Below are 20,883 nucleotides of genomic sequence, written 5' to 3' on the forward strand. Positions count from 1 at the left end.
GGGCGTCGTCTGCTCGTCGCTCAGGGAGCGGTGCGAGAATGGATGCCATGTCCGAGACCACCGACACGTCCACCGCGCCCGCCGAGACCACGGCCGAGGAGCGCGACCGCAACGCGAACCGATCCACGACGCCCGGTTCCGAGCGGTTCAAGGAGTACCTCGCCAGCGGCTGGGCCGAGCGCGATGACGCGCTGCCCCCTGCCCGCGAGCAGGCCGCGTACGCGGCGGCGCGCCGGTCGAAGGTGTCCGCCGCCTTCCCCGGGCAGCGCCTGATCATCCCCGCCGGCGACATGAAGCAGCGCGCCAACGACACCGAGTACCCGTACCGGGCGCACTCGGCGTTCGCGCATCTCACCGGCTGGGGCTCCGACTCGGAGCCGGGCGCCGTGCTCGTGCTCGAGCCGGAGGGGGGCGAGGGCCACCTCCCCACCGTCTACTTCCGCGAGCGCGCCGGTCGCGACTCCGACGAGTTCTACGCGAACCCCGCCATCGGGGAGTTCTGGATCGGGCCGCGCCCGTCGCTCGCGCACGTCGCCGCCGACCTCGCGGTCGCCACGCGTGACATCGCCGACCTCGACCGCGTCCTCGAGCGGGTCGACACCGCGACGCTCGTGCTCCGCGAGGCGGATGCCGCGCTGACCGAGCGCGTGGACCACGCGCGCATCCGGTTCGCCGCAGACCAGGCGCTCTCGACCAACGCGCAGGACGCGCCCTTCAGCCTCGAGGTGAACGCGGCGCACGAGCCCGACGGCGACCTCGCCCGCGTCTGCTCGGAGCTCCGCCTCGTCAAGGACGACTACGAGATCGGCGAGCTCCGTGCCGCCGTCGACGCGACCAGCCGCGGCTTCGCCGAGGTGCTGGCCGAACTCCCCCGCATCACGAGCGAGGTTCGAGGGGAGCGCGTCATCGAGGGCGTGTTCGCGACCCGCGCACGCCTCGAGGGCAATGACGTCGGCTACGGCTCGATCGCCGCGGCCGGCCCGCACGCCACGATCCTGCACTGGACGCGCAACGACGGACCCGTGGTGCCCGGCGACCTCGTGCTCCTCGATGCCGGTGTCGAGATGGACAGCTACTACACGGCCGACATCACGCGCACGTTCCCGGTGAACGGCGAGTTCTCGGAGGTGCAGCGCCGGGTGTACGAGGCGGTCCGCGAAGCCGCCGATGCCGCGTTCGCGATCGTGAAGCCCGGCGTCGTGTTCCGCGAGATCCACGCCGCCGCCATGCAGGTCATCGCGCGCAAGACCGCCGAGTGGGGGTTCCTGCCGGTCTCGGCCGAGGAGTCGCTGCAGCCGGAGAACCAGTTCCACCGGCGCTACATGGTGCACGGCACGAGCCACCACCTCGGCCTCGACGTGCACGACTGCGCACAGGCGCGCCGCGAGCTCTACATGGACGGCGTCCTCGAGGAGGGCATGGTCTTCACGATCGAGCCGGGCCTGTACTTCCAGCCCGACGACCTCACCGTGCCCGCCGAGTACCGGGGCATCGGCGTGCGGATCGAGGACGACATCCTCGTGACCGCCACGGGCGCGGAGAACCTCTCGGCCGGCATCCCACGTACGGCCGACGAGGTCGAGGCGTGGGTGCGGGGCGCGCAGCGCTGAGGCGTCCCGCGTTCAGTCGGCGGATGCCCGGGCGACCCGGGCGGCCCGGCGAGCTCGCCACCACGCCCAGAAGCGGTCGAGCTGTGCCTTGAGCCATCGCGAGATGCGGCGTGCCCAGTGGAACTCGGTGCCGAGGATCGCGAGGCCGAGGAAGACCACGAGCCAGCCCGGCCCGGGCAGCGGGACGAGCGCGAGCCCGCCGACGGCGATCACGCCGCCGAGCACGCCGACGCCGACCCGGTAGACGACGCGCAGGCGGGGATGCCGGTCGATCCACGAGCGGATGCCCCGCAGCATGCGCCGGACCGGTCGGTCGGGCCGTTCGGCGGCGACGATGTCGGCTCGGATCTCGGGTTCGCTCACCATGGCCAGAGCGTAGGAGGCGTGCCTGAGAACCGCCCGCCGATCCGCCGGGATGCACCTGTGCGCGCCGCGTCGGCCCACCCGTGCACGCATCCGTATGCTGATGGCGTCGCATCGCATCGGACCGACGCTCCGGGGGGCATCGTGTACTTCATCGTCGTGGGACTGCAGACGGTCGCGCTCCCGCTCGTCTCGGGACTGATCCATCTCCTCGTCGTGCCCGGCGACCCGATCGCGGTGTTCGGCATGTGGTGGGCGTTCTGGGGTGTCGGGACCCGCCTGCTGCTCGCCGGGATCACGCAGCTCGCGAGGCCCGGCCTCACCGCCGGGATCATGGGCAGCGACACCCCGACGGTCGCCGAGAAGACCGTCACCCGCGAACTCGCGAAGGCCAACCTCGCCTTCGGCGTCGTCGGGCTGCTGGCCATCGTTCCCGGCTGGTGGCCGATCGCCGGCCTCGCAGGCGGCGTCTACCTGTTCCTCGCGTTCCTCGGCCACGTCGGGAACCGCGGCCGGAACGCCAAGGAGGAGTTCGCCCTGTGGACCGACCTCGTCGTCGGCGTCGTCGTCGTCGGTGCTGGGCTCGTCGGCCTGTTCCGAGTCCTCGGGGGATGACGCGATGACTTCGGCCCCGATCATCGTCAGTCGCGGGGACGCCCTCGGCGAACCGTACCGCCGGCGTATCACCGAGGTCTACGTGCGCGCGTTCGCCGACGACTTCAGGGCCTTCTCGCGTGACCCGGTGAAGCTCGCCGATGCGTTCGAGCACATGCTGCTCCTCGAGCGATTCCACGTCGCACTCGTCGACGGGGAACCCGCCGGGCTCGCCTCGCTGACCGAGGGCGACGAGCAGCTGTTCGATCCCGACCCGCGGGAGATCCGCCGGCACCTCGGGCTCGTGCGCGGCTCGCTCTGCGCCCACGTCGTCAGGAGCTGGTTCATGGCCGTCGCCGACGACGCGGCACCGGGCCGGGGCGAGATCGGGTTCGTCGCCACCGAGCCCGCCTTCCAGGGCCGCGGCGTCGCGACCGCCCTGCTCCGCCACCTCATCGCGCTTCCCGGGTATCGCGAGTTCGTGCTCGAGGACATCAAGGACACGAACGCCGCCGCGCTCTCGCTCTACGGCAAGCTCGGGTTCGAGGTGTTCAAACGCCGGCGGGTGCGCTTCGCGCGGGCGGGCGGGTTCACCGAGCTGCTCTCGATGCGTCGCGACGCCCCCGGCGACTGAACAGCCCCGGGTAGTCGACGACGATCCCCTCGCCGTCGACCGTGATGAGCCGGGTGAAGTCCGAGTCCAGCGACTCGTACCGGTACTCGCGCTCGCCCGTGCGGGTGTACCGCTGCGGATCGGGCTGCACGGTGAGCTCCGGGACCGAGATGTAGGCGGTCGTGATGTCGGCCGAGGCACCGACCGGCAGGTCGAGGCGGCGGATCGGCAGCGTGTTCGTGACCGGTGAGACGGAGAGGTCGATCTCGACCGCATCCGCGAGGTCGGGTCTCGGCCGTCCGTCGACCGTCCAGCCGCCCTCGACGCGCTCGACGACGAGCCGGCGTTCCCCGAGCTCGAGCTCGAGCTCGACGAACCGCCAGTGCGCGTCGGTCGCCAGCCGGTACCGGCATTCGCCGAACTCGGCGCCGACCACGCCCGACGCCGTCATGCCGCCGCGGGCCGGGAACCGGATGTCGCAGTCCTCGTCGCCGCCGCCGTCGGCGATCCAGGCGATCTCCACGGTCGGCGCCTCAGGGCTCCCGCTGCCCGCGATCGGCGCGGTCGCGCTCCCGAGCCGCGCGGCGCGCGGCGTCCTGCGCCTCGCCGTACGTGAGCGGACGGTCGGGATCGATCTGCGGGGCGTCGGATGCCTCGACGGGCGCGTCCGCGGCGGGTTCCGCGGATTCGCCGACCGGTGAGTCCGGAGCGGTCGCCGGGGCCGAGGTCGCCGGAGCCGACGCGCCGCCGCGGCGGGCGGCATCCGTCATCTCGCCGTAGGTGCGCGGCGGGTCGGCCGGAGCCGCCGGCGACGCGGTGGTGCCGGCCGCTGCCGCACCCGCCGCCCGGGCGATCGGCGCCTCGACGCCGAGCACCTCGCGCGCGCGGTCGACGTGCGCGGGTTCGGCGATCACCGCGTACCGGGTCGCGAGCACCTGCATCACCGAGGTGAAGTCGCGACGGCGCCGGTTCACCGAGTACGAGACCAGGCCGAACGTCACGCCGAAGCCGGCACCGATGAGCACCGCCGAGGCGAGCAGGCCCAGGCCCGCCCCCGTCGGCGAGAAGATGAAGAACAACAGCCCGAGGAACAGGCCGAACCACGCGCCCGACAGCGCGCCCGCGCCCGCCGCCCGGCCCCAGGTGAGCTTGCCGGTGATGCGCTCCACGCTCGTGAGGTCGGTGCCCACGATCGACAGCTCCTTCACCGGGAACTCGGCCTTGGCGAGCCGGTCGACCGCGGCCTGCGCCTCCTGGTAGGTCTCGAAGCTCGCGACGGTCTCGCCCTTCGGCATCGACGGGAACTGCGCTGCGGCGCGACGGCCGAACGGGCTCGGGGTGGTCATCGGGTCATTGTCCCATGCTCCCCCGCCGCGCCGCCCCGAGGCGCATGCCGGGGGCTAAGTTGGTAGTCGTGAGCGCCACGAGAGTCTTCGTCGCCCGGCTCGCCGGGTGCGCCGTCTTCGACCCCGCGGGCGATCGGGTCGGACGCGTGCGCGACGCGCTCGTCGTCTACCGCAAGTCCGACGCGCCCCGCGTCGTCGGACTCGTCGTCGAGGTGCCCGGCAAGCGCCGCGTGTTCCTCTCGATCGGGCGGGTCACGTCGATCTCGGGCGGCCAGGTGATCACGACCGGGCTCATCAACCTGCGCCGGTTCGAACAGCGCGGCGGCGAGGTGCGCGTGATCGCCGAGATGCTCGGCCGCAAGGTCACGTTCAACGACGGCTCCGGCCAGGCCGCGATCGAGGACGTCGCGATCGAGGAGCAGGAGCCCGGCGAGTGGGAGGTCTCCCAGCTCTTCGTGCGCCGGCCGAAGGGCGCCTCGCCGTTCTCGAAGGGCCAGTCCGCGTACGTCACGTGGCGCGAGGTTCGCGAGGTGAACGCGCCCGGCGAGGCGCAGTCGGCCGAGCAGCTCATCGCGTCGTACTCCGAGCTGAAGCCGGCCGACCTCGCGAACACGCTGCTCGACCTGCCCGCGCAGCGCCGGCAGGAGGTCGCCGAGGAACTCCCCGACGACCGTCTCGCCGACGTGCTCGAGGAGATGCCCGAGGCCGACCAGGTCGAGATCATCGCGGGCCTCACGGACGACCGCGCCGCCGACGTGCTCGACCACATGCAGCCCGACGACGCGGCCGACCTCGTCGCGCAACTCCCCGAGGAGCGCGGCGAGCACCTCCTCGAGCTCATGGAGCCGGAGGAGGCCGAGGACGTCCGCTTCCTGCTGTCGTACGGCGCCGACACCGCAGGCGGCCTGATGACCACCGAGCCGATCATCGTGTCGGCCGACGCGACCGTCGCCGAGGGCCTCGCGCTCATCCGCCGCCACGACCTGCCGCCGGCGCTCGGTGCCGCGGTCTGCGTCACCCTGCCGCCGTACGAGCCGCCGACGGGCCGGTTCCTCGGCGTCGTGCACTTCCAGCGGATGCTCCGGTACCCGCCCCACGAGCGGCTCGGCTCGCTCATCGACCAGGGTCTCGAACCCGTGCAGGCCGACACGTCGGCCGCCGAGGTGAGCCGCATCCTGGCGAGCTACGACCTGGTGTCCGTGCCGGTCGTCGACGAGAAGCACCGACTCGTCGGGGTGGTGACCATCGACGACGTCCTCGACTACCTGCTCCCCGATGACTGGCGAAGTCATCCCGACGAGCACGACCTGACGCAGCGCGCGACCGCGCGCTCGCAGCTGGAGACCGGCAGCATCCGCATCCAGACCGGAAGGAGGGCAGGAGATGGCACGCGCTGACCTCGACGACCGTCGGTTCGACACCCCGAAGGGCTCGCGCCGCTCCGTGTCCTTCCGCGGCAGCCCCGACAAGGACCGCTTCGGCCGGGCGACCGAGTGGATCGCCCGCGCGATGGGCACGCCGTGGTTCCTGCTCGGACTCACCCTGTTCTGCGTGGCCTGGCTCGCGTGGAACACGCTGATGCCGCCGCAGTGGCGCTTCGACTCGTCGGCGAACGGATTCACCGCGCTCACCCTGGTGCTCTCGCTGCAGGCGTCGTACGCAGCGCCGCTGATCCTGCTCGCGCAGAACCGCCAGGACGACCGCGACCGCGTGCAGATCGAGCAGGACCGCCAGCGCGCCGAACGCAACCTCGCCGACACCGAGTACCTCGCGCGCGAGGTCGTGGCCCTGCGTCTCGCGGTCAAGGACCTCGCGTCGAAGGACTTCATCCGGTCGGAGCTGCGGCAGGTGCTCGAGGAGCTCGACCGGCGCGAGGAGCTCGACCGGCGCGACGAACTCGACCGGCGCGACGAACTCGACCGGCGCGACGAACTCGACCGGCGCGACGAGGAGGACGCACCCCGTGCCACCTCCTGAGCCGACCCCCGGCGACCTCGAGACGCGCGTGCGGGCGAGCCTCGGCTCGGTGATCGACCCCGAGATCCGCCGCCCGATCACCGAGCTCGACATGGTCGGCGGCGTGACGGCCGACGACGCCGGCCGCGTGCGCGTCGACGTGCGCCTGACGATCGTCGGATGCCCCGCCAGCGACCGCATCGAACGCGACGTGCGCGAGGCGGCCGAGCAGGTCGCGGGCACCGGCAACGTCGAGGTCGAACTGAACGTGATGACCCCCGAGCAGCGGCAGGCCCTGACCGAGCGGCTGCGCGGCGGCAAGGCCCGCGGCAACCCGTTCGGCCCGGGAACGCTCACACGGGTCATCGCGGTGACGAGCGGCAAGGGCGGCGTCGGCAAGTCGACGCTGACCGCGAACCTCGCGGTCGCGCTCGCGGCTCGTGGCCTTGCGGTCGGCCTCATCGACGCCGACGTGCACGGCTTCTCGATCCCCGGGCTGCTCGGCCTCGTCGACGAGCACGGCAACGCGGTGAAGCCCACCCGCGTCGACGACATGATCCTGCCGCCGGTCGCGCACGGCGTGAAGGTGATCTCGATCGGGATGTTCGTGGAACCTGCGGAACCCGGCGGCCGCGCGTCGTCGGTCGCGGTCGCCTGGCGCGGCCCGATGCTGCATCGGACGCTCTCGCAGTTCCTCACCGACGTCTGGTTCGGCGACCTCGACGTGCTGCTGCTCGACCTGCCGCCCGGCACGGGCGATGTCGCCATCTCGCTCGGGCAGCTGCTGCCGAACGCCGAGGTCGTCGTCGTCACCACGCCGCAGCCCGCGGCCGCAGACGTGGCCGAGCGCTCGGGGGTGGTGGCCCGGCAGACCGGGCAGCGCGTGGTCGGCGTGGTCGAGAACATGGCCGCGTTCGAAGGCGCCGACGGCGCACTGGTCGACCTGTTCGGCGCGGGCGGCGGCGAGGAGGTCGCGGCCCGGCTCTCCGAGGGGCAGGCGGAGCCTGTGCCGCTGCTCGCGAGCGTGCCGCTCAGCGTCGCCCTGCGTCGCGGCGGCGACGAGGGCGTTCCCGTGGTCGCATCCGAACCCGACGACCCCGCGGCGCGCGCGATCGAGGGCGTCGCCGCGGCGCTCGCCGCCCGCCCCCGCGACCTGCAGGGGCGCCGCCTCGACGTGACGGTTCGGTGATCGGATGCCCCGGCGCGCTGCACATCCGCTCGCCGGGGTGATCGCGGCCGGTCTCGCCGGCGGGGTGGCCTGCCTGCTCGTCGCGTGCGCCGTCGCCGCACCGGAGGCCCCGGCGACAGAGTCTGCTGCCGACGTGTCCGCACCGCCGGCCGAACTCGCCGCGAGTGTGCTGCAGAGCCGGCAGGACGTCGTCGACGGTCGGCTCGTCGTGCAGGTCGACAACGGCACGGATGCCGCGCTCACGATCGACCGGCTCGTCGTCCGGTCGCCGGCCCTCGCCGACGAGGGCGTCGTCGAGGGCCCGAAGCAGATCCCGGCCGGCCGGTCGGTGCAGTACCGCGTCGACCTCCCCGACGTCACGTGCGAGGAGCCCGGCGAGGTCGCGGCCGTCGTCGAGCTGACAGGAACCGTCGACCACTCGGCGATCGACGGGGAGCTGCCCACGACCGATCCCTACGACACGATCGCCCGGGTCCAGAACGACGGATGCCTCGCCGAGGCGGTCGAGCGCATCGTCACGATCACCCCGCCCGAGCGGCTGCGCTCGACCGGATCGGGCGTCGACCGGCGGGCGTTCATCGACCTCACCATCGAACCGGCGGGCGCGAGCCCGGACTCGAGCCCGGACGCGAGCGGTGACCCGGGCACGGTCTCGGTGCGGCGGATCCTCGGCACGACCCTGCTCTCGGCCGAGGGCGGGCTGAACTGGCCGATCACGGCGGAGTTGACGTCCGACGGCGAGCCCTCGGTGATCGAGCTGCCGGTGCGTCCGGCACGCTGCGACCCGCACGCGGGCGCCGAGGACAAGCGCGGCACGATCCTCCCGCTCGAGGTGGTCACGAGCGACGGCTGGAGCGGACTGTACGAGGTGCGCTCGGGCGCCGCCCTCAAGCAGGACCTGTTCGCCTACTTCACCGAGCGCTGTGGGCTGCCCGGAGGCTGAACGCACCGCGCCGCCCCGCTGCGCCGGCGCGCTGCGCCGATGCGCTACGACCGCGGCTCGACGACGCGCGCGAGCAGCTCGACCAGCAGGCGTTCGGTGAGCGGCGCCGGCAGCGCCTCGACGAGCGCGAGCACCGGGGCCATCTGCGCGGGCAGCGAGCCGCCGGAGCCGCCACCGCCCGTCCCGCCGGTGCCATCCGCGGCATCGCCCAGCCCGATCGCGCGGAGCAGGGCCGCTGCGGTGTCCGAGTCGATCGGCGCGCCCGATCCGAGCACCGCCGCCGCACCCGGCACCTGCGCGAGCCCGGCGAGCGCCTGCTCGCCGTCGATCGGCGGGACGCCGCGGACCTCGTCGGCCGCGCCCCGCAGTGCGGGCACGAGGTCGCCCAGCACCCGCTCGGTGACGGGGGTCACGGTCAGGTGGGTCGTGCGCGGCAGCGGCTCGCCGCCGTCCTGCGCGAGCCCGGGCTGGAGCTGGAGGATCCAGCCGTGACCGCGCGCGGCATCCGCCCAGTGGTGCGGGTCGACGCGGCGCTCGGGCTCCACCGTGTCGTCGGTGGCGACCGCGAGCAGCGGACCGGTCGGCTCGCCGACGACCCGCAGCCCCTCGATGCCGTCGATCGCCTCGCGCAGCGCGACCGTCGCCCGCGCCGACTGCGCGGAGAGGTCGCGGAACCCGTCGACGCCGAGCGCCTCGATGATGGCCCAGGCGGCGGCCAGCGGGCCGGCGGGCTTCGAGCCGGTCATCGTCGGGTTGACGACGGGATACCCGGGCCAGCGCGTCGTCGCGAAGTACTGCCGGCGGTGCAGGTCGCGGCCGCGGGTGAGCAGCACCGACACGCCCTTGGGAGCGAAGCCGTACTTGTGCAGGTCGGCCGAGAGGCTCGTGATGCCGGGGACGCGGAAATCCCACGGGCGCAGCAGGTCGCCCTCGGATTCCCGGAAGGCGAGCGCGAACCCGCCGATGCATGCGTCGACGTGCAACCGGATGCCGCGCGGCGCGCAGATCGCCGCGACATCGAACACCGGGTCCATCGTGGCGAACGGGTACGACGGCGCGCTAACCACGACGAGCGCGACGTCGTCGCCGAGCCGCTCCTCGATCGCCGCCGGGCTGACCGCGCCCGTCGCCGGGTCGACCGGAACGAGGTCGAGCTCGAGCCCCAGGTACGCGGCGGCCTTCTGGAAGGCGGCGTGGGCCGTGACCGGCGCCACGAGCCGCGGTGTCCGAGGGCTGCCCGTGCGCGCGGCGCGCCACGCGTCGCGGGCACCCTTGACCGCCATCAGGCAGCTCTCGGTGCCGCCCGACGTGACCGAGCCGACCACGTCGTCGTCGCCGTGGAACACGTCGCGAGCAAAGCCGAGCACGCGCGACTCCATCGCCGCGACCGAGGTGAACGTGGTCGGGTCGAGCCCGTTCACGGGCTGCACGAGGCGCGCGGCGTCGGCCGCGAGCTCGTCGAGCTCGGCGATTCCCGAGTCGTACACGTACGAGAGCACGTGCCCGCCGTGGGTCGGGGCATCCGCCTCGCGGAGCGATCGGAGCTCGGCCAGGACCTCGGCCGGTTCGCGTCGGAATGCGGTCATCGGATGCCTCCACCGGTGCTCGCGGACACGACCGTCGCGTCCGCCTGGATGTCGTGCCGGCCGAGCGGGTACCGGCGCAGGGCGATCAGGCTGGCGGCGGCGAGCGCCGCGGGCACCACGCTGAACGCCAGGACGATGCCCGCCACGACCGTGGGCGACTGCGTGACGACCTCGGACCCCGTCGACTCGACGTAGCCGGTCGCGGCCAGCACGATCGTGAGGATGGTCGCGCCGAGCGCCATGCCCGCCGTCTCGCCGGCCGTCCACACGCCGCTGAAGCTGCCCGCCCGATCGGCACCGTGCGTCGCCGCGTCGTGCGAGATGACGTCGGGCAGCATCGCCATCGGCAGCGACTGCATGCCGGCGTAGGCGGCTCCCGCCACGCCGACCGGGAGGTACACCCATTCGCCCGGCGCCCAGATCAGGCCGACGAGGCTCAGCGCGGCGAGCGTGAACACGACCGTGGCGATCGCGAACCCGCGCTCCTTGCCGATGCGACGGGCGACGATCGCCCAGAGCGGCGCGCACAGCACCGCGGGAGCGATGAGCGCGACGAACAGCAGGGTCACCGCGGACTGGGATTCGAGCACCCAGGTCGCGATGTACTGCGCTCCGGCGAGCATGAGCCCGGTCGCGAGGCCCTGCAGCACGAACGCGGCGAGCAGCGTGCGGAATGCGGCGCTCCGCCGAAGCGCGGCGATGCCCTCGCGATATCCGTCGCGTAGCCCGCCGGCCGGTGCCGCAGCGCCGGCCGGCGACGACGATGGGGCCGGCGCGGCGGCATCCGCCCGCGTGCTGCGCCGCGGCGCGACCGTGGTCGCGATCAGCATGCCGACGCCGATCGCGACGCCGGCGACGACGGCCATGACGAGGTACCCGATGTGCTCGTCGTCGAACGCGTCGCGGATCTCGGGACCCCCGGCGCCGAACGCGAGGATCGCGACCGTGAGCACCACGACGCGCCAGGTCAGCAGGCGGGTGCGTTCGTCGTATCCCGGCGTGAGCTCCGCGGGCAGGGCGAGGTACGGCACCTGGAACACGCTGAACGCCGTCGCCGTGGCGAGGAACGCGATGCAGACCCAGACGCCGGATGCCACGGGGCCGAGGCCGGCCGGGACCGCGAACGTCAGCACGAATCCGACCGGGATGAGCGCCGCGCCGATCAGCATCGATCGGCGACGGGTGCCGGTGCGCACGAGCGCCCGGTCGCTGCGCTGCCCGATGAACGGGTCGATCAGCACGTCCCACACCTTCGCGGCGGTCACCACGAACCCGGCGACGAGCGCGGCGACGCCGAGCGTGTCGGTCAGGTAATAGACGAGGACGAGGCCCGGCAGCGTCGCGAACCCGCCGGTGCCGATCGAACCGATCGCGTACCGGGCCACCACGCCGCGCGGGAGGGGACGCTCCGGTGCGGTCATGGAGGCAGTGTAATCGCCCGCGCGGCCCGGTCCCGACGCCCTCGACGACGGCTCCGGTCGCGAAGTGGGTCAACTGACCTAGACTTGGGCGCATGCGCGCCCAGACGGCCTCCCCCGCCCTGTTCGCGAACCTGGTCGACGACGTCGTCGCCTCGGGTTCCGACACCGTCGCCGTGTCCGTACCCGCGACCGGCGAGCCCCACCACGACCTGCCGCGATCGAGTGCCGGCGACGTCCGCGACGCGGTCGCGAGGGCCCGGCTCGCGCAGTTCGCGTGGGCCCGCGCGGGCTTCGCGCACCGTCGGCGCGTGCTGCTGCGCGCCCACGACCTCATCATGCAGCGCACCGACCTGCTGCTCGACCTCGTGCAGACCGAGAGCGGCAAGACCCGCGGGCAGGCGCTCGAGGAGGTCTTCCAGGCGGCGTCCGTGACGCGCTACAACGCCCTCACCGCCAGGCGCGTGCTGCGGGGGCGGAGCGTGCGCGGAGGCATCCCGCTCCTGCTGACCACTCGCGTGCGCTACGCGCCCAAGGGCGTCGTCGGCGTCATCACGCCCTGGAACTACGCCCTCAGCCTCGCGGCGATGGACGTCGTGCCGGCGCTCGCGGCCGGCTGCGCGGTCGTGCAGAAGGCCGACGACCTGGGCGCCCTGTCCATCCTCGCGCTGCGCCGTGCGTTCATCGAGGCCGGCGTGCCCGAGGCGGTCTGGGCCGTCGTCACCGGCGAGGCGGCCGAAGCCGGTGAGGCCCTCACCGACGAGGTCGACTACATCTGCTTCACCGGATCGACCGCCACGGGGCGCCGCATCGGCGAGAAGGCGGGCCGACGCCTCATCGGAGCCTCGCTCGAACTCGGCGGCAAGAACCCGATGATCGTGCTCGACGACGTCGACCCGGAACGGGCGGCCGCCGACGCGGCGTACGCGTGCTTCTCGGCGATGGGGCAGCTCTGCGTCTCGATCGAGCGCATCTACGTGCACCGACGCATCGCCGGCCCGTTCCAGCGCGCGCTCGTCGCGCGCCTGCGCGACGCGAAGGTCGGCACCGGGCTCGACTTCGACGCCGACTTCGGCTCGCTCGCGAGCGCGACCCAACTCGAACGCGTGCGCTCCCACCTCGACGATGCCGTCGCGAAGGGCGCCGAAGTGCTCGTCGGCGGCGTACCGCGCCCCGACGCCGGCCCCTGGTGCTTCGCGCCGACCGTCCTGACCGGCGTGACCGCCGACATGCGCGTGCACGCCGAGGAGACGTTCGGCGCCGTCGCGTCGCTCTACGTCGTCGACAGCGACGAGGAGGCCGTGCTCGCCGCGAACGCGAGCGATTACGGCCTCAACGCGTCGATCCTCACCGGGTCGCCGGTCCGGGCACGCCGCATCGCGAACGCGCTCGAAGCCGGGAGCATCAACATCGGCGAGGGGTACCGCGGGTCGTTCTCGTCGGTGGACGCACCGATGGGCGGGGTCAAGGCGTCGGGAGTCGGGCGTCGGAACGGGCGCGAGGGGCTGCTGCGGTTCGTCGAACCCGTCACGGTCTCGAAGTCCACCGGCGTGCTCCCGCTGCCGACGACCGGTGCGGAGTTCAAGCTGCTCGGCGGGCCGTTCCTGCTGCTCGCGCGCGTGCTGAAGGCGATCCGGCGGGCGTGACGGCCTGACCGCCGCCGGGAGCGGCGACGGTCGGGCCGGTCTCACTCGACCGCGTCGACCGCCTCGTCGACCTCGCCGACCACCGCGACGCCCTGCGGACCCAGGACCAGCCCGCGGGCGGCGTCGCCCGACAGCAGGTCTCGGCCGTCGAGGTCCAGCACGGCCTCCTCCGACCCGTGGTTGATCACGACGACGACGTCGCCGCGCCGGACCGCGTCGACCTCGCCCCCGGTCGCGACCGGCGCGGGACGATCGACGCCGGCATCGTCGGCGATGCCCGCCACCAGGGCACGGAGCGCGACCTCATCCGGCAGCGTCGCGACGTACCAGGCCGCGCCCGACCCGGTGCCGCGCCGGGTGACGGCCGGAGCCCCGTCGGGAAGTCCCGGCGGCAACGCGGCCGGCGCCGCATCCGCCGCGCCTCCGGCAGTCCGGTCGCCGGCCCCACCGAACGCGGCGACCACCTCGGCGTCATCGGCCCGCACCACCTCGGCCCAGACCGATCCGGTCGCGGCCCCACCGAGCACCTCGCCCGCGAGCGGGACGGGCGGCGGCTCTCCGCCGCCGACCGCGCGGAGGTCGGCGCCGGCGGGTGGCGTGAACTCTTCCACGCGGATCCCGAGCGTGCGGCGCAGGCGCGCTCCGCCGAGATACCCGCCCAGGTGCACCCGCAACTCGGCGTCGACGACCCCCGTCGCGAATCCCACCACGAGCGTGCCGCCGCCGTCGGCCCAGTCCGACAGGTTCGCCGCCTGCGCCTCGGTCACCACGAACTGCGCCGGAAGCACGACCACCCGATACGACGACAGGTCGGCATCGGCCCGGACGAAGTCGACCGCATGCCCCAGGGCCGACAACGCCCGATGCCACGCGAACAGCACCTCGAGGTAGGAGACGGTCGTCGGCGAGGCATCCTGCTCGATCGCCCACCAACTGTCCCAGTCGACCGCGATCGCGACGGGAGTGCGCACCCGACCACCCTCGAGGCCGACGCTCGCCCCGCTCAGGCTCGCGAGCTCGCCGCCCAACTGCTCGATCTCGCGCCACACCCGGGTGTCGGTGCCGCCGTGCGGCACCATCCCCGAATGGAACTTCTCGGAGCCCGCGGCCGACTGCCGCCACTGGAAGAACAGGATGCCGTCGGCACCTCGCGCGACCGCCTGGTACGACCAGGCCCGCATCTGCCCCGGCGCCTTCGCCGCGTTGCGGGCGCGCCAGTTCACGGCACTCGGCGACTGCTCCATCAGCAGCCAGGGTGCCCCGGCGCCCAGCGAGCGCATGAGGTCGCGCACCATCGCCGCGTACGGCGTCGAGAGCGGGTCGGCCGGATCCGGATACGTGTCGTCCGACACGATGTCGACCTCCGCAGCCCACGCCCAGTAGTCGACCGGCTTGAAGAACCCCATGAAGTTCGTCGTGATCGGCAGGTCGCTCCCCGCCCGGATCACCTCGACCTCCGACCGGTAGCAGGCCAGCAGCTCATCGCTCGAGAAGCGGTCGAAGTCGAGCAGCTGCGTCGGATTGCGGAAGCTCGGCGCCGCCCGCGGCGGCTCGACCTCCTCGAAGCCGTCGTAGCGCTGGGACCAGAACGCGGTTCCCCAGGCGCGGTTCAGCTCGTCGACCGTGCCGTACCGCCGCTCGAGCCATCCGCGGAACGCCTCGGCCGACACCTCGCAGTAGCAGCGGGCGACGTGGCATCCGTACTCGTTGTTGACGTGCCACAGGTCGACCGCCGGATGCGCCGCGTACCGGTCGACCATCTGCTGCACGAGCCGCCGAGCGCGCTCCCGGTACACCGGCGAGCTCGGGCAGTACTGCTGTCGGCTCCCGACGGCGAGGCGCACGCCGTCCTCGGTGACCGGCAACGTCTCCGGGTGCAGCTTCGCGAGCCACGGCGGCGGCGACGCGGTCGCCGTCGCGAGATCCACCCGGATGCCGCCGGCGTGCAACCCGTCGAGCACCTCGTCGAGCCAACCGAAGTCGTACTCCCCCGGCCTCGGTTCCAGCCTCGCCCACGAGAACACCGCCACGGTGGCCAGGTTCACGCCGGCTCGCTGCATGAGTACGACGTCGTCGTCCCAGACCTCCCGCGGCCACTGCTCGGGGTTGTAGTCCCCGCCGTATCGGATCATCCCTTGACCCCTCCCGTTCCGAGTCCCGACTGCCAGTACCGCTGCAGGAAGAGGAACGCGACGATCAGCGGCAGGATCGACACGAACGACCCCGTGATCACCGTCGAGAACACCGCCTGCGACCCGCCGCCGGCCGATGCCGCGGCCTGCAGCTGCGCCAGGCCGACCGTGATCGGGTACAGCTCCGAGGTGTTCAGCATGATCAGCGGCAGGAAGTAGTTGTTCCACGTGCCGACCAGCGTGAACAGGAACACTGTCACCAGGCCCGGTCCGAGCAGGCGCAGGCCGACCTGCCAGAAGATGCGGAACTCCCCCGCACCGTCGACGCGTGCGGCCTCGATCAGGCTGTCGGGGATCGCGTCGGTCGCGTAGACCCGCATGAGGTACACCCCGAACGGGCTCACGAGCGACGGCACGATGATCGCCCACGGGGTGTCCGTGAGGTTCGCCGCCGAGAACAGCAGGTAGGTCGGCAGTGCGAGCGCCGTGAGCGGGATCATCACGGCACCCAGCGTCACGCTGAACAGCAGCCGTCGACCGGGGAACTCGTACTTCGCGAACGCGTACCCGGCCATCGCCGCGAGCAGGGTCGCCCCGAAGGCCGACACCACCGCGTAGACCACGGTGTTCCAGATCCACAGGCCGAAGATGCCGTCGCGGACCGTGAACAGCTCGACGAGGTTGTCCCACAGCGAGAAGCCGCCGCCGAACCAGAGTCCGAACGTCGAGAAGAGGGCCGAGTTGTCCTTCGTCGACGCGACGAACAGCCACCACAGCGGCAGCACGAAGTACAGCACGCACAGCCAGAGCAGGACCGTCAGCAACCAACTCCGGCGCTTCTCGGGCGAGTACGGGCGGAACCGCCTCGGCCGTCGGCGCCCCGAACCCGGCACCACCGCCGATCGGGTCTCCAGCGAGGTCATGGGAGCCGTGGTCATCGCAGACCCCTCCGTTCGCGTCGTTCGCGTCGCTGTTCGCCGAGTTGGACGACGTACGACACGATCGCGATCACGATGCCGAGGAGGAACGCGATCGCGGCCGCGTAGTTCAGCTCCTGGTTGATGAACGCGAGGTTGTAGGCGTAGTAGTTGGGCGTGAACGAGTTCGTGATCGCGTCGGGCGCGATCGCGTTCAGGAGGCTCGGCTCGTTGAACAGCTGGAACGAGCCGATGATCGAGAAGATGACGGTCAGCATGATCGCCGGGCGGATCGCCGGGATCTTCACGCTCCAGGCGACTCGGAACTGGCCGGCGCCGTCGAGTTCCGCAGCCTCGTACAGCTCCGCCGGGATCGACCGGAGCGCCGCGTACATGATGATCATGTTGTAGCCGACGAACTCCCACGTGACGATGTTCATCATCGAGCCGAGGATGTTGCCGGGCGACAGGAAGTCGGGGGTGCCGAAGCCGACCGCGCGCGCGATCTGGGCGATCGGGCCGAAGTCCGGTCCGTACAGGTAGCCCCACATGAGCGTCGCGATCACCGCGGGCACCGCGTACGGCATGAAGATGAACAGCCTGGCGCTGCGCGATCCGCGCGCCCGCCCGCTGTCGAGCGCGAGCGCGAAGCAGAGCGCGAGGCCCAGCATGATCGGCACCTGCACGACCAGGAACAGCGCCACGCGGCCGAGGCCGCCCCAGAACGCCGGGTCCGCGAACGCGCGGAGGTAGTTCGCGAGGCCCGCGAACTGCTCGCCGCCGATCAGCTTCGACTCGAACAGGCTGAGGTAGCCCGAGTACACGAGCGGCACGACGAGCATCGCGAGGAACACGACGAAGAACGGGAGGATGAACAGGTAGGCGGCGCGATGCTGCCGCCTCGTGCTGGAGTTCGGGCGCCGCCTCGGCGGCGCCAGGGTGGAGTGCGACATTGCGGCTCCTTCGGTGGATCGGTGTTCCGGAGCGGGGCGCCCGCCGCCGAACGGCGGACGCCCCCGGGTGGGTCGGACGGGCTCACTCGACGGTGAAGCCCTGGTCCTCCGCGTAGGCGACGAGCTGGTCCTGCCAGGTGTCGAGCGCTGCCGCGATGTCGCCCTTGTCGGCGATCACCGTGCCCATCGTCTCCTCGTACGTCGAGTACACGTAGTCCATGAACGGCAGCCACTGGAAGTCGGTGTCGACCGTCTCCGAGATCTCGGCGAACAGCTTGTTGACCTGCTGGCCGCCGTAGAACTCCGACTCCTGGTCGACGAACGCCGGGTCGTTCAGCACCGACTGCTGCGGCGGGTAGAGGAACTGCTGCGTCGCCAGCTGCATCGCCGACTCCTCGTCGTGGTTGATGAACTCGGCGAGCATGTACGCCGCGATCGGGTTCTCGCTCGTGGCGAGCACCGCGTCGCTCGAGCCGCCCCAGTTGCCCGACACGTTCTCACCCTCGCTCCACTGCGGCAAGGGTGCCGCCCGCCAGAGCCCCGAGGTGCCCTCGGCCGTGCCCTGGAGGAACACCGGCCCCCACGCTGCGGTCAGCCAGCCCGCGTACTTGCCGTTCGCGAGGCCCTGGTACCACTGGTCGTTGAAGTCGACGTCGGTCGAGATCAGGTCCTGCTGGATCAGGTCGGTCCAGTAGCTCGCGATCTCCTTCGCCTCGTCGCTGTTGACCTCGATCTTCACGGTCTCGGCACCGTCGTAGCCGAACGGCTTGATGCCGGCCTGCCAGAAGAAGCCGATCATCTGGCCGGCCTGCGTGGCGCCGAGGTTCGAGATGTACGACCCGGTCGAGTCCTTCACGGTCTTCGCCGCGGCCGCGTACTCCTCCCACGTGGCCGGGGGTTCGGTGATGCCCGCCTGCGCGAGGATGTCCTCGCGGTACAGGTTGCCCATCGGCCCGACGTCCTGCGGGATCGCCCAGACCTCATCGCCCGGCGACACCTGGTTCCACGCCCAGCCGACGTAGTCGTCCTCGATGTCCGCGGCTCCGTAGGGCGTGAGGTCCAGCAGCGACTCGCTGAGCACGAAGGACGGGATGTACTGGTACTCGACCTGCGCGACGTCCGGGGCGCCTTCGCCCGCTTCGAGTGCGCTGCGCAGCTTCTGGTAGTGCGGCAGGCCCTGTCCGACGTTCTCGACCTTGACGTCGATCGCGGGGTACTTCTCCTCGAACAGCGCCACCTCCTGGTCGATGTCGGGGACCCACGTCCAGAAGGTGAGCTCGGTGGGCGTCTCCATGGCCGCGTCGATGTCCTCCTGGCTCACCGGTCCCTGGTTCGAGCCGCCGCTCGATCCCGGGGTGCATCCGGACAGTACGAGGCCGACCGAGGCGGCGCCGCACACCAGCGCCAGTGCTGTTCTCCGTGCCTTCTTCATGGTGATCTTCTCCTGTGGTTGATCGGATCGCGTGGATCCCCTGGTGCTCACTCGGCGCGGTCGACGAAGGTGCGCGTCGACCAGGCGTCGAGGGAGACGTCGGTGCCGGCGACGAGCCCGTCGCCGGAGATGAGGTCGGTGACGGATGCCGCGAGCGTCACGCTCTGCGGCCCCCACCCCCAGTTGAACAGGAACCAGGCGCGCCGCCCGTCGGGCAGCCTGCCCGACGAGACCTGCACCGGGCGGGCGAGGTCGGGAGCCAGGTCGTCGGCGATCGGCGCGGCGACCGCGCGGCGAACGATGGCCTCAGCCAGTTCGGGCGAGGGCACGGTGCCGACCACCGTGATCCGGCCGTCGCCGTGGGCGTTCGTCGTGACGGCCGGGAAGTCGCCGAACCGCGGGTGGTCGTAACCCGCGACGACCTCGGCGGCGTCCACGATGAGGCCGTCGGCCCACCGGGTGCCGGTGCCCGGGAGTCCCTCGATCGCGAGGTCGGTGCGCAGGTTCGAGTACTCCTCGTAGTGCACGCCCGCCGCCTCGGCGAGCCGGGCCGGCGCGATCTCGACGCGCGCGCGGGCCTCCTCGTCGCCGTACCCGGTCCGGATGCCGACGATGAGGTGGCCGCCGGCGGCGGCGTAGTCGCGGAGCAGGTCGAGTTCGGCGTCGGTCGCGACGTAGAGCGCGGGTGCGATGAGCACCGGATGCCGGTCGGCGAGGACGTCCGCGCCCAGCGCCGCCGCCTGCGAGAGGTGGAGGATGCGCGCCTGCGCGCCGGCATCGAGCACGCCGCGGTGGAAGGCGTCGACGACGTGCTGGTACGACTGCCGATCCGGCCTGCCGTCGGCCGCGGCGAGCGGCGGGAAGAACTCGAGCGCGAACCGGCTGTCGTTCGACCAGAGGATCGCGACGTCGGCGTCGGGTTCGTACCCGTCGAGCGCGTCGCCGATCGCGGCGAGGTCGGCGCCGACGCCGGCGAGTTCGCGGTAGACCCGGCCCGGCTCCAGGCTGTGCGGGAGCACGCCGCCCCAGTAGGTCTCGGTGCCGTACGGCAGCGTGTGCCAGTGCCAGTACTCGATCATCGCGGCACCGCGCGAGATGAACGCGAAGGCCGCCTGCCGCAACTGCCCGGGGTACGGGGGCAGGTTGAACTCGGAGCCTCCGATCGACTGGGCATCGGTCTCGGTCACGAGGAACCGCGACTGCTTCGACGACCACAGCCGGTCGGCCTGGCGGAAGAGCCCGGCGACGCCGGATGAGGTCCACGGCGTCACCGGCGGGAGGTCGATCGAGCGGTCGAGGTGGTCCTGCATCGCGTAGTACGGGTTGCCGGCGGTCACGTCGAGCGCCGCGACGAGCCGCTCGTCGGCGAGACCGGGCCTCGGGTACGCGATGCAGGTCGTGACGAACTGGTCGGGCCGCGCGTACTCGCGCACCAGCTCGGCCTGCCAGGCGATGAACTCGGTGGTGAGGTCGGCCTGGTAGCGGCGCCAGGCGAGGTCGTACTGGGGAAGGCTGTTGCCGTCGGGGGTCCAGAGGTCGCTCCAGTCGCTGAGCCGGTGCGACCAGTAGGTGAGCCCCCATTCGCGGTTGAGGGTGTCGACGTCGCCGTACGTCGCCTTCAGCCTTCGGACGAATCGCTGGAACGACCCGTGGTTGTGGAAGAGCAGCATGCCGGGTTCGTTGTCGACCTGGTAGCCGATGACGGCCGGATGGTCGGCGTAGCGCGCGATCACGGCACGGATGACCCGCTCGGCGTGGAAGCGGAAGGCCGGGTGCGAGTAATCGACCTCCTGTCGCGCGCCCCACGGCATCGGCTCGCCGGTGCGGAGGTCGGCGGCGATCTCCGGATACGCCGTCTGCAGCCACGGCGGCACCGCGTAGGTGGGCGTCCCGAGGATCACCCGGATGCCCCGCTCGTGCGCGCCGTCGAGCACCGGCTGCAGCCAGTCGAGGTCGAACTCGCCATCGCGCGGCTCCCAGGTGGACCACACCGATTCTCCGACGCGGATCACCGAGAAGCCGGCGTCGCGCATGAGGTCGAGGTCGAGCGCGGTGCGTTCGTCGCGGTGGTACTCCGCGTAGTAGGCGGCGCCGAAGAGGACCCGGCCGGTGGATTCGTGGCGTCGTGCAGTGCTCATCCGAGTTCGTACTCCGTTGTCGAGGTCAGGAGCGATGTGCCGAATGT

18 protein-coding genes are annotated in these 20,883 nt (G+C 72.1%); 8 read left to right on the forward strand and 10 right to left on the reverse strand.

The annotated features are described in order from the left end of the window. The first annotated feature begins 47 nt into the window (after positions 1-47). Positions 48-1,610, forward strand: a complete 1,563-nt coding sequence (locus tag ELQ40_RS11890; RefSeq protein WP_127793871.1) for an aminopeptidase P family protein — start codon at positions 48-50, stop codon at positions 1,608-1,610. Positions 1,611-1,622: 12 nt separating this feature from the next. On the opposite strand, the gene ELQ40_RS11895 is transcribed toward ELQ40_RS11890, so the two are convergent. Beyond that, positions 1,623-1,976 (reverse strand): TIGR02611 family protein, encoded by a 354-nt coding sequence (locus ELQ40_RS11895; protein ID WP_164863569.1) that lies wholly within the window; start codon positions 1,974-1,976, stop codon positions 1,623-1,625. A 141-nt stretch (positions 1,977-2,117) separates the two neighbouring features. On the opposite strand from ELQ40_RS11895, the gene ELQ40_RS11900 reads away from it, so the two are divergent. Then, positions 2,118-2,588: a DUF6790 family protein gene (locus ELQ40_RS11900; RefSeq protein ID WP_127793872.1), complete on the forward strand. Its 471-nt coding sequence runs from the start codon at positions 2,118-2,120 to the stop codon at positions 2,586-2,588. A gap of 4 nt (positions 2,589-2,592) precedes the next feature. Beyond that, a complete protein-coding gene (locus tag ELQ40_RS11905) occupies positions 2,593-3,201 on the forward strand; it encodes an N-acetyltransferase (RefSeq protein ID WP_127793873.1) in 609 nt (202 codons plus the stop codon). On the opposite strand, the gene ELQ40_RS11910 is transcribed toward ELQ40_RS11905, so the two are convergent. Together ELQ40_RS11910 and ELQ40_RS11915 are read right to left on the reverse strand one after the other, a co-directional pair. Then, positions 3,158-3,703, reverse strand: coding sequence for a putative glycolipid-binding domain-containing protein (locus ELQ40_RS11910; RefSeq protein ID WP_205649332.1), 546 nt, complete (start codon positions 3,701-3,703; stop codon positions 3,158-3,160). The genes ELQ40_RS11905 and ELQ40_RS11910 overlap by 44 nt on opposite strands. A 10-nt stretch (positions 3,704-3,713) precedes the next feature. Beyond that, positions 3,714-4,526, reverse strand: coding sequence for a general stress protein (locus ELQ40_RS11915; protein ID WP_205649333.1), 813 nt, complete (start codon positions 4,524-4,526; stop codon positions 3,714-3,716). A gap of 68 nt (positions 4,527-4,594) precedes the next feature. On the opposite strand from ELQ40_RS11915, the gene ELQ40_RS11920 reads away from it, so the two are divergent. From ELQ40_RS11920 to ELQ40_RS11935, 4 genes are read left to right on the forward strand one after another with little or no spacing between them, the layout of a single operon-like run. Further along, positions 4,595-5,923 carry a magnesium transporter MgtE N-terminal domain-containing protein gene (locus ELQ40_RS11920; RefSeq protein ID WP_127793875.1) on the forward strand — a complete coding sequence of 443 codons (1,329 nt, stop codon included), beginning with the start codon at positions 4,595-4,597 and terminating at the stop codon, positions 5,921-5,923. Next, on the forward strand, positions 5,910-6,503 hold the full coding sequence (locus ELQ40_RS11925; protein WP_127793876.1) for a DUF1003 domain-containing protein: 594 nt from the start codon (positions 5,910-5,912) through the stop codon (positions 6,501-6,503). The genes ELQ40_RS11920 and ELQ40_RS11925 overlap by 14 nt, the downstream gene beginning before the upstream one ends. After that, entirely contained in the window at positions 6,490-7,671 is a 1,182-nt protein-coding gene (locus ELQ40_RS11930; RefSeq protein ID WP_240665774.1) for an Mrp/NBP35 family ATP-binding protein, read from the forward strand. Before ELQ40_RS11925 ends, ELQ40_RS11930 begins: the two co-directional genes overlap by 14 nt. 4 nt (positions 7,672-7,675) lie before the next feature. Continuing rightward, positions 7,676-8,614, forward strand: coding sequence for a hypothetical protein (locus tag ELQ40_RS11935; RefSeq protein ID WP_127793877.1), 939 nt, complete (start codon positions 7,676-7,678; stop codon positions 8,612-8,614). Positions 8,615-8,658: 44 nt separating this feature from the next. On the opposite strand, the gene ELQ40_RS11940 is transcribed toward ELQ40_RS11935, so the two are convergent. Continuing rightward, positions 8,659-10,200 (reverse strand): aminotransferase class V-fold PLP-dependent enzyme, encoded by a 1,542-nt coding sequence (locus tag ELQ40_RS11940; RefSeq protein WP_127793878.1) that lies wholly within the window; start codon positions 10,198-10,200, stop codon positions 8,659-8,661. Then, entirely contained in the window at positions 10,197-11,621 is a 1,425-nt protein-coding gene (locus tag ELQ40_RS11945; RefSeq protein ID WP_127793879.1) for an MFS transporter, read from the reverse strand. The genes ELQ40_RS11940 and ELQ40_RS11945 overlap by 4 nt, the downstream gene beginning before the upstream one ends. 92 nt (positions 11,622-11,713) lie before the next feature. Here ELQ40_RS11945 and ELQ40_RS11950 point away from each other — a divergent pair, with 92 nt between their 5' ends. Next, entirely contained in the window at positions 11,714-13,264 is a 1,551-nt protein-coding gene (locus tag ELQ40_RS11950; protein ID WP_127793880.1) for a succinic semialdehyde dehydrogenase, read from the forward strand. Positions 13,265-13,305: 41 nt separating this feature from the next. Here the strand turns inward: ELQ40_RS11950 and ELQ40_RS11955 are convergent, their stop codons facing one another. The 5 genes from ELQ40_RS11955 to ELQ40_RS11975 all read right to left on the reverse strand — a co-directional run bounded on the left by ELQ40_RS11955 (position 13,306) and on the right by ELQ40_RS11975 (position 20,836). Further along, positions 13,306-15,396, reverse strand: coding sequence for a beta-galactosidase (locus tag ELQ40_RS11955; RefSeq protein WP_127793881.1), 2,091 nt, complete (start codon positions 15,394-15,396; stop codon positions 13,306-13,308). Then, complete coding sequence (locus ELQ40_RS11960) at positions 15,393-16,334, reverse strand: carbohydrate ABC transporter permease (protein ID WP_127793882.1); 942 nt, start codon at positions 16,332-16,334, stop codon at positions 15,393-15,395. The genes ELQ40_RS11955 and ELQ40_RS11960 overlap by 4 nt, the downstream gene beginning before the upstream one ends. Next, on the reverse strand, positions 16,331-17,266 hold the full coding sequence (locus ELQ40_RS11965) for a carbohydrate ABC transporter permease (protein ID WP_127793883.1): 936 nt from the start codon (positions 17,264-17,266) through the stop codon (positions 16,331-16,333). The genes ELQ40_RS11960 and ELQ40_RS11965 overlap by 4 nt, the downstream gene beginning before the upstream one ends. An 82-nt stretch (positions 17,267-17,348) precedes the next feature. Next, positions 17,349-18,698: an ABC transporter substrate-binding protein gene (locus tag ELQ40_RS11970; RefSeq protein WP_240665776.1), complete on the reverse strand. Its 1,350-nt coding sequence runs from the start codon at positions 18,696-18,698 to the stop codon at positions 17,349-17,351. Positions 18,699-18,745: 47 nt separating this feature from the next. Continuing rightward, on the reverse strand, positions 18,746-20,836 hold the full coding sequence (locus ELQ40_RS11975) for a beta-galactosidase (protein WP_127793884.1): 2,091 nt from the start codon (positions 20,834-20,836) through the stop codon (positions 18,746-18,748). Positions 20,837-20,883: the final 47 nt, after the last annotated feature.

Origin of the sequence: Agromyces sp. LHK192 (assembly GCF_004006235.1) — a bacterium.
GTDB lineage: Bacteria > Actinomycetota > Actinomycetes > Actinomycetales > Microbacteriaceae > Agromyces.

Coding starts and splice junctions, on each gene's coding strand:
- ELQ40_RS11890 (WP_127793871.1), top strand. CDS start 48: ATGTCCGAGACCACCGACACGTCCACCGCGCCCGCCGAGACCACGGCC.
- ELQ40_RS11895 (WP_164863569.1), bottom strand. CDS start 1,976: ATGGTGAGCGAACCCGAGATCCGAGCCGACATCGTCGCCGCCGAACGG.
- ELQ40_RS11905 (WP_127793873.1), top strand. CDS start 2,593: ATGACTTCGGCCCCGATCATCGTCAGTCGCGGGGACGCCCTCGGCGAA.
- ELQ40_RS11915 (WP_205649333.1), bottom strand. CDS start 4,526: ATGACCACCCCGAGCCCGTTCGGCCGTCGCGCCGCAGCGCAGTTCCCG.
- ELQ40_RS11925 (WP_127793876.1), top strand. CDS start 5,910: ATGGCACGCGCTGACCTCGACGACCGTCGGTTCGACACCCCGAAGGGC.
- ELQ40_RS11935 (WP_127793877.1), top strand. CDS start 7,676: ATGCCCCGGCGCGCTGCACATCCGCTCGCCGGGGTGATCGCGGCCGGT.
- ELQ40_RS11940 (WP_127793878.1), bottom strand. CDS start 10,200: ATGACCGCATTCCGACGCGAACCGGCCGAGGTCCTGGCCGAGCTCCGA.
- ELQ40_RS11945 (WP_127793879.1), bottom strand. CDS start 11,621: ATGACCGCACCGGAGCGTCCCCTCCCGCGCGGCGTGGTGGCCCGGTAC.
- ELQ40_RS11950 (WP_127793880.1), top strand. CDS start 11,714: ATGCGCGCCCAGACGGCCTCCCCCGCCCTGTTCGCGAACCTGGTCGAC.
- ELQ40_RS11955 (WP_127793881.1), bottom strand. CDS start 15,396: ATGATCCGATACGGCGGGGACTACAACCCCGAGCAGTGGCCGCGGGAG.
- ELQ40_RS11960 (WP_127793882.1), bottom strand. CDS start 16,334: ATGACCACGGCTCCCATGACCTCGCTGGAGACCCGATCGGCGGTGGTG.
- ELQ40_RS11965 (WP_127793883.1), bottom strand. CDS start 17,266: ATGTCGCACTCCACCCTGGCGCCGCCGAGGCGGCGCCCGAACTCCAGC.
- ELQ40_RS11970 (WP_240665776.1), bottom strand. CDS start 18,698: ATGAAGAAGGCACGGAGAACAGCACTGGCGCTGGTGTGCGGCGCCGCC.
- ELQ40_RS11975 (WP_127793884.1), bottom strand. CDS start 20,836: ATGAGCACTGCACGACGCCACGAATCCACCGGCCGGGTCCTCTTCGGC.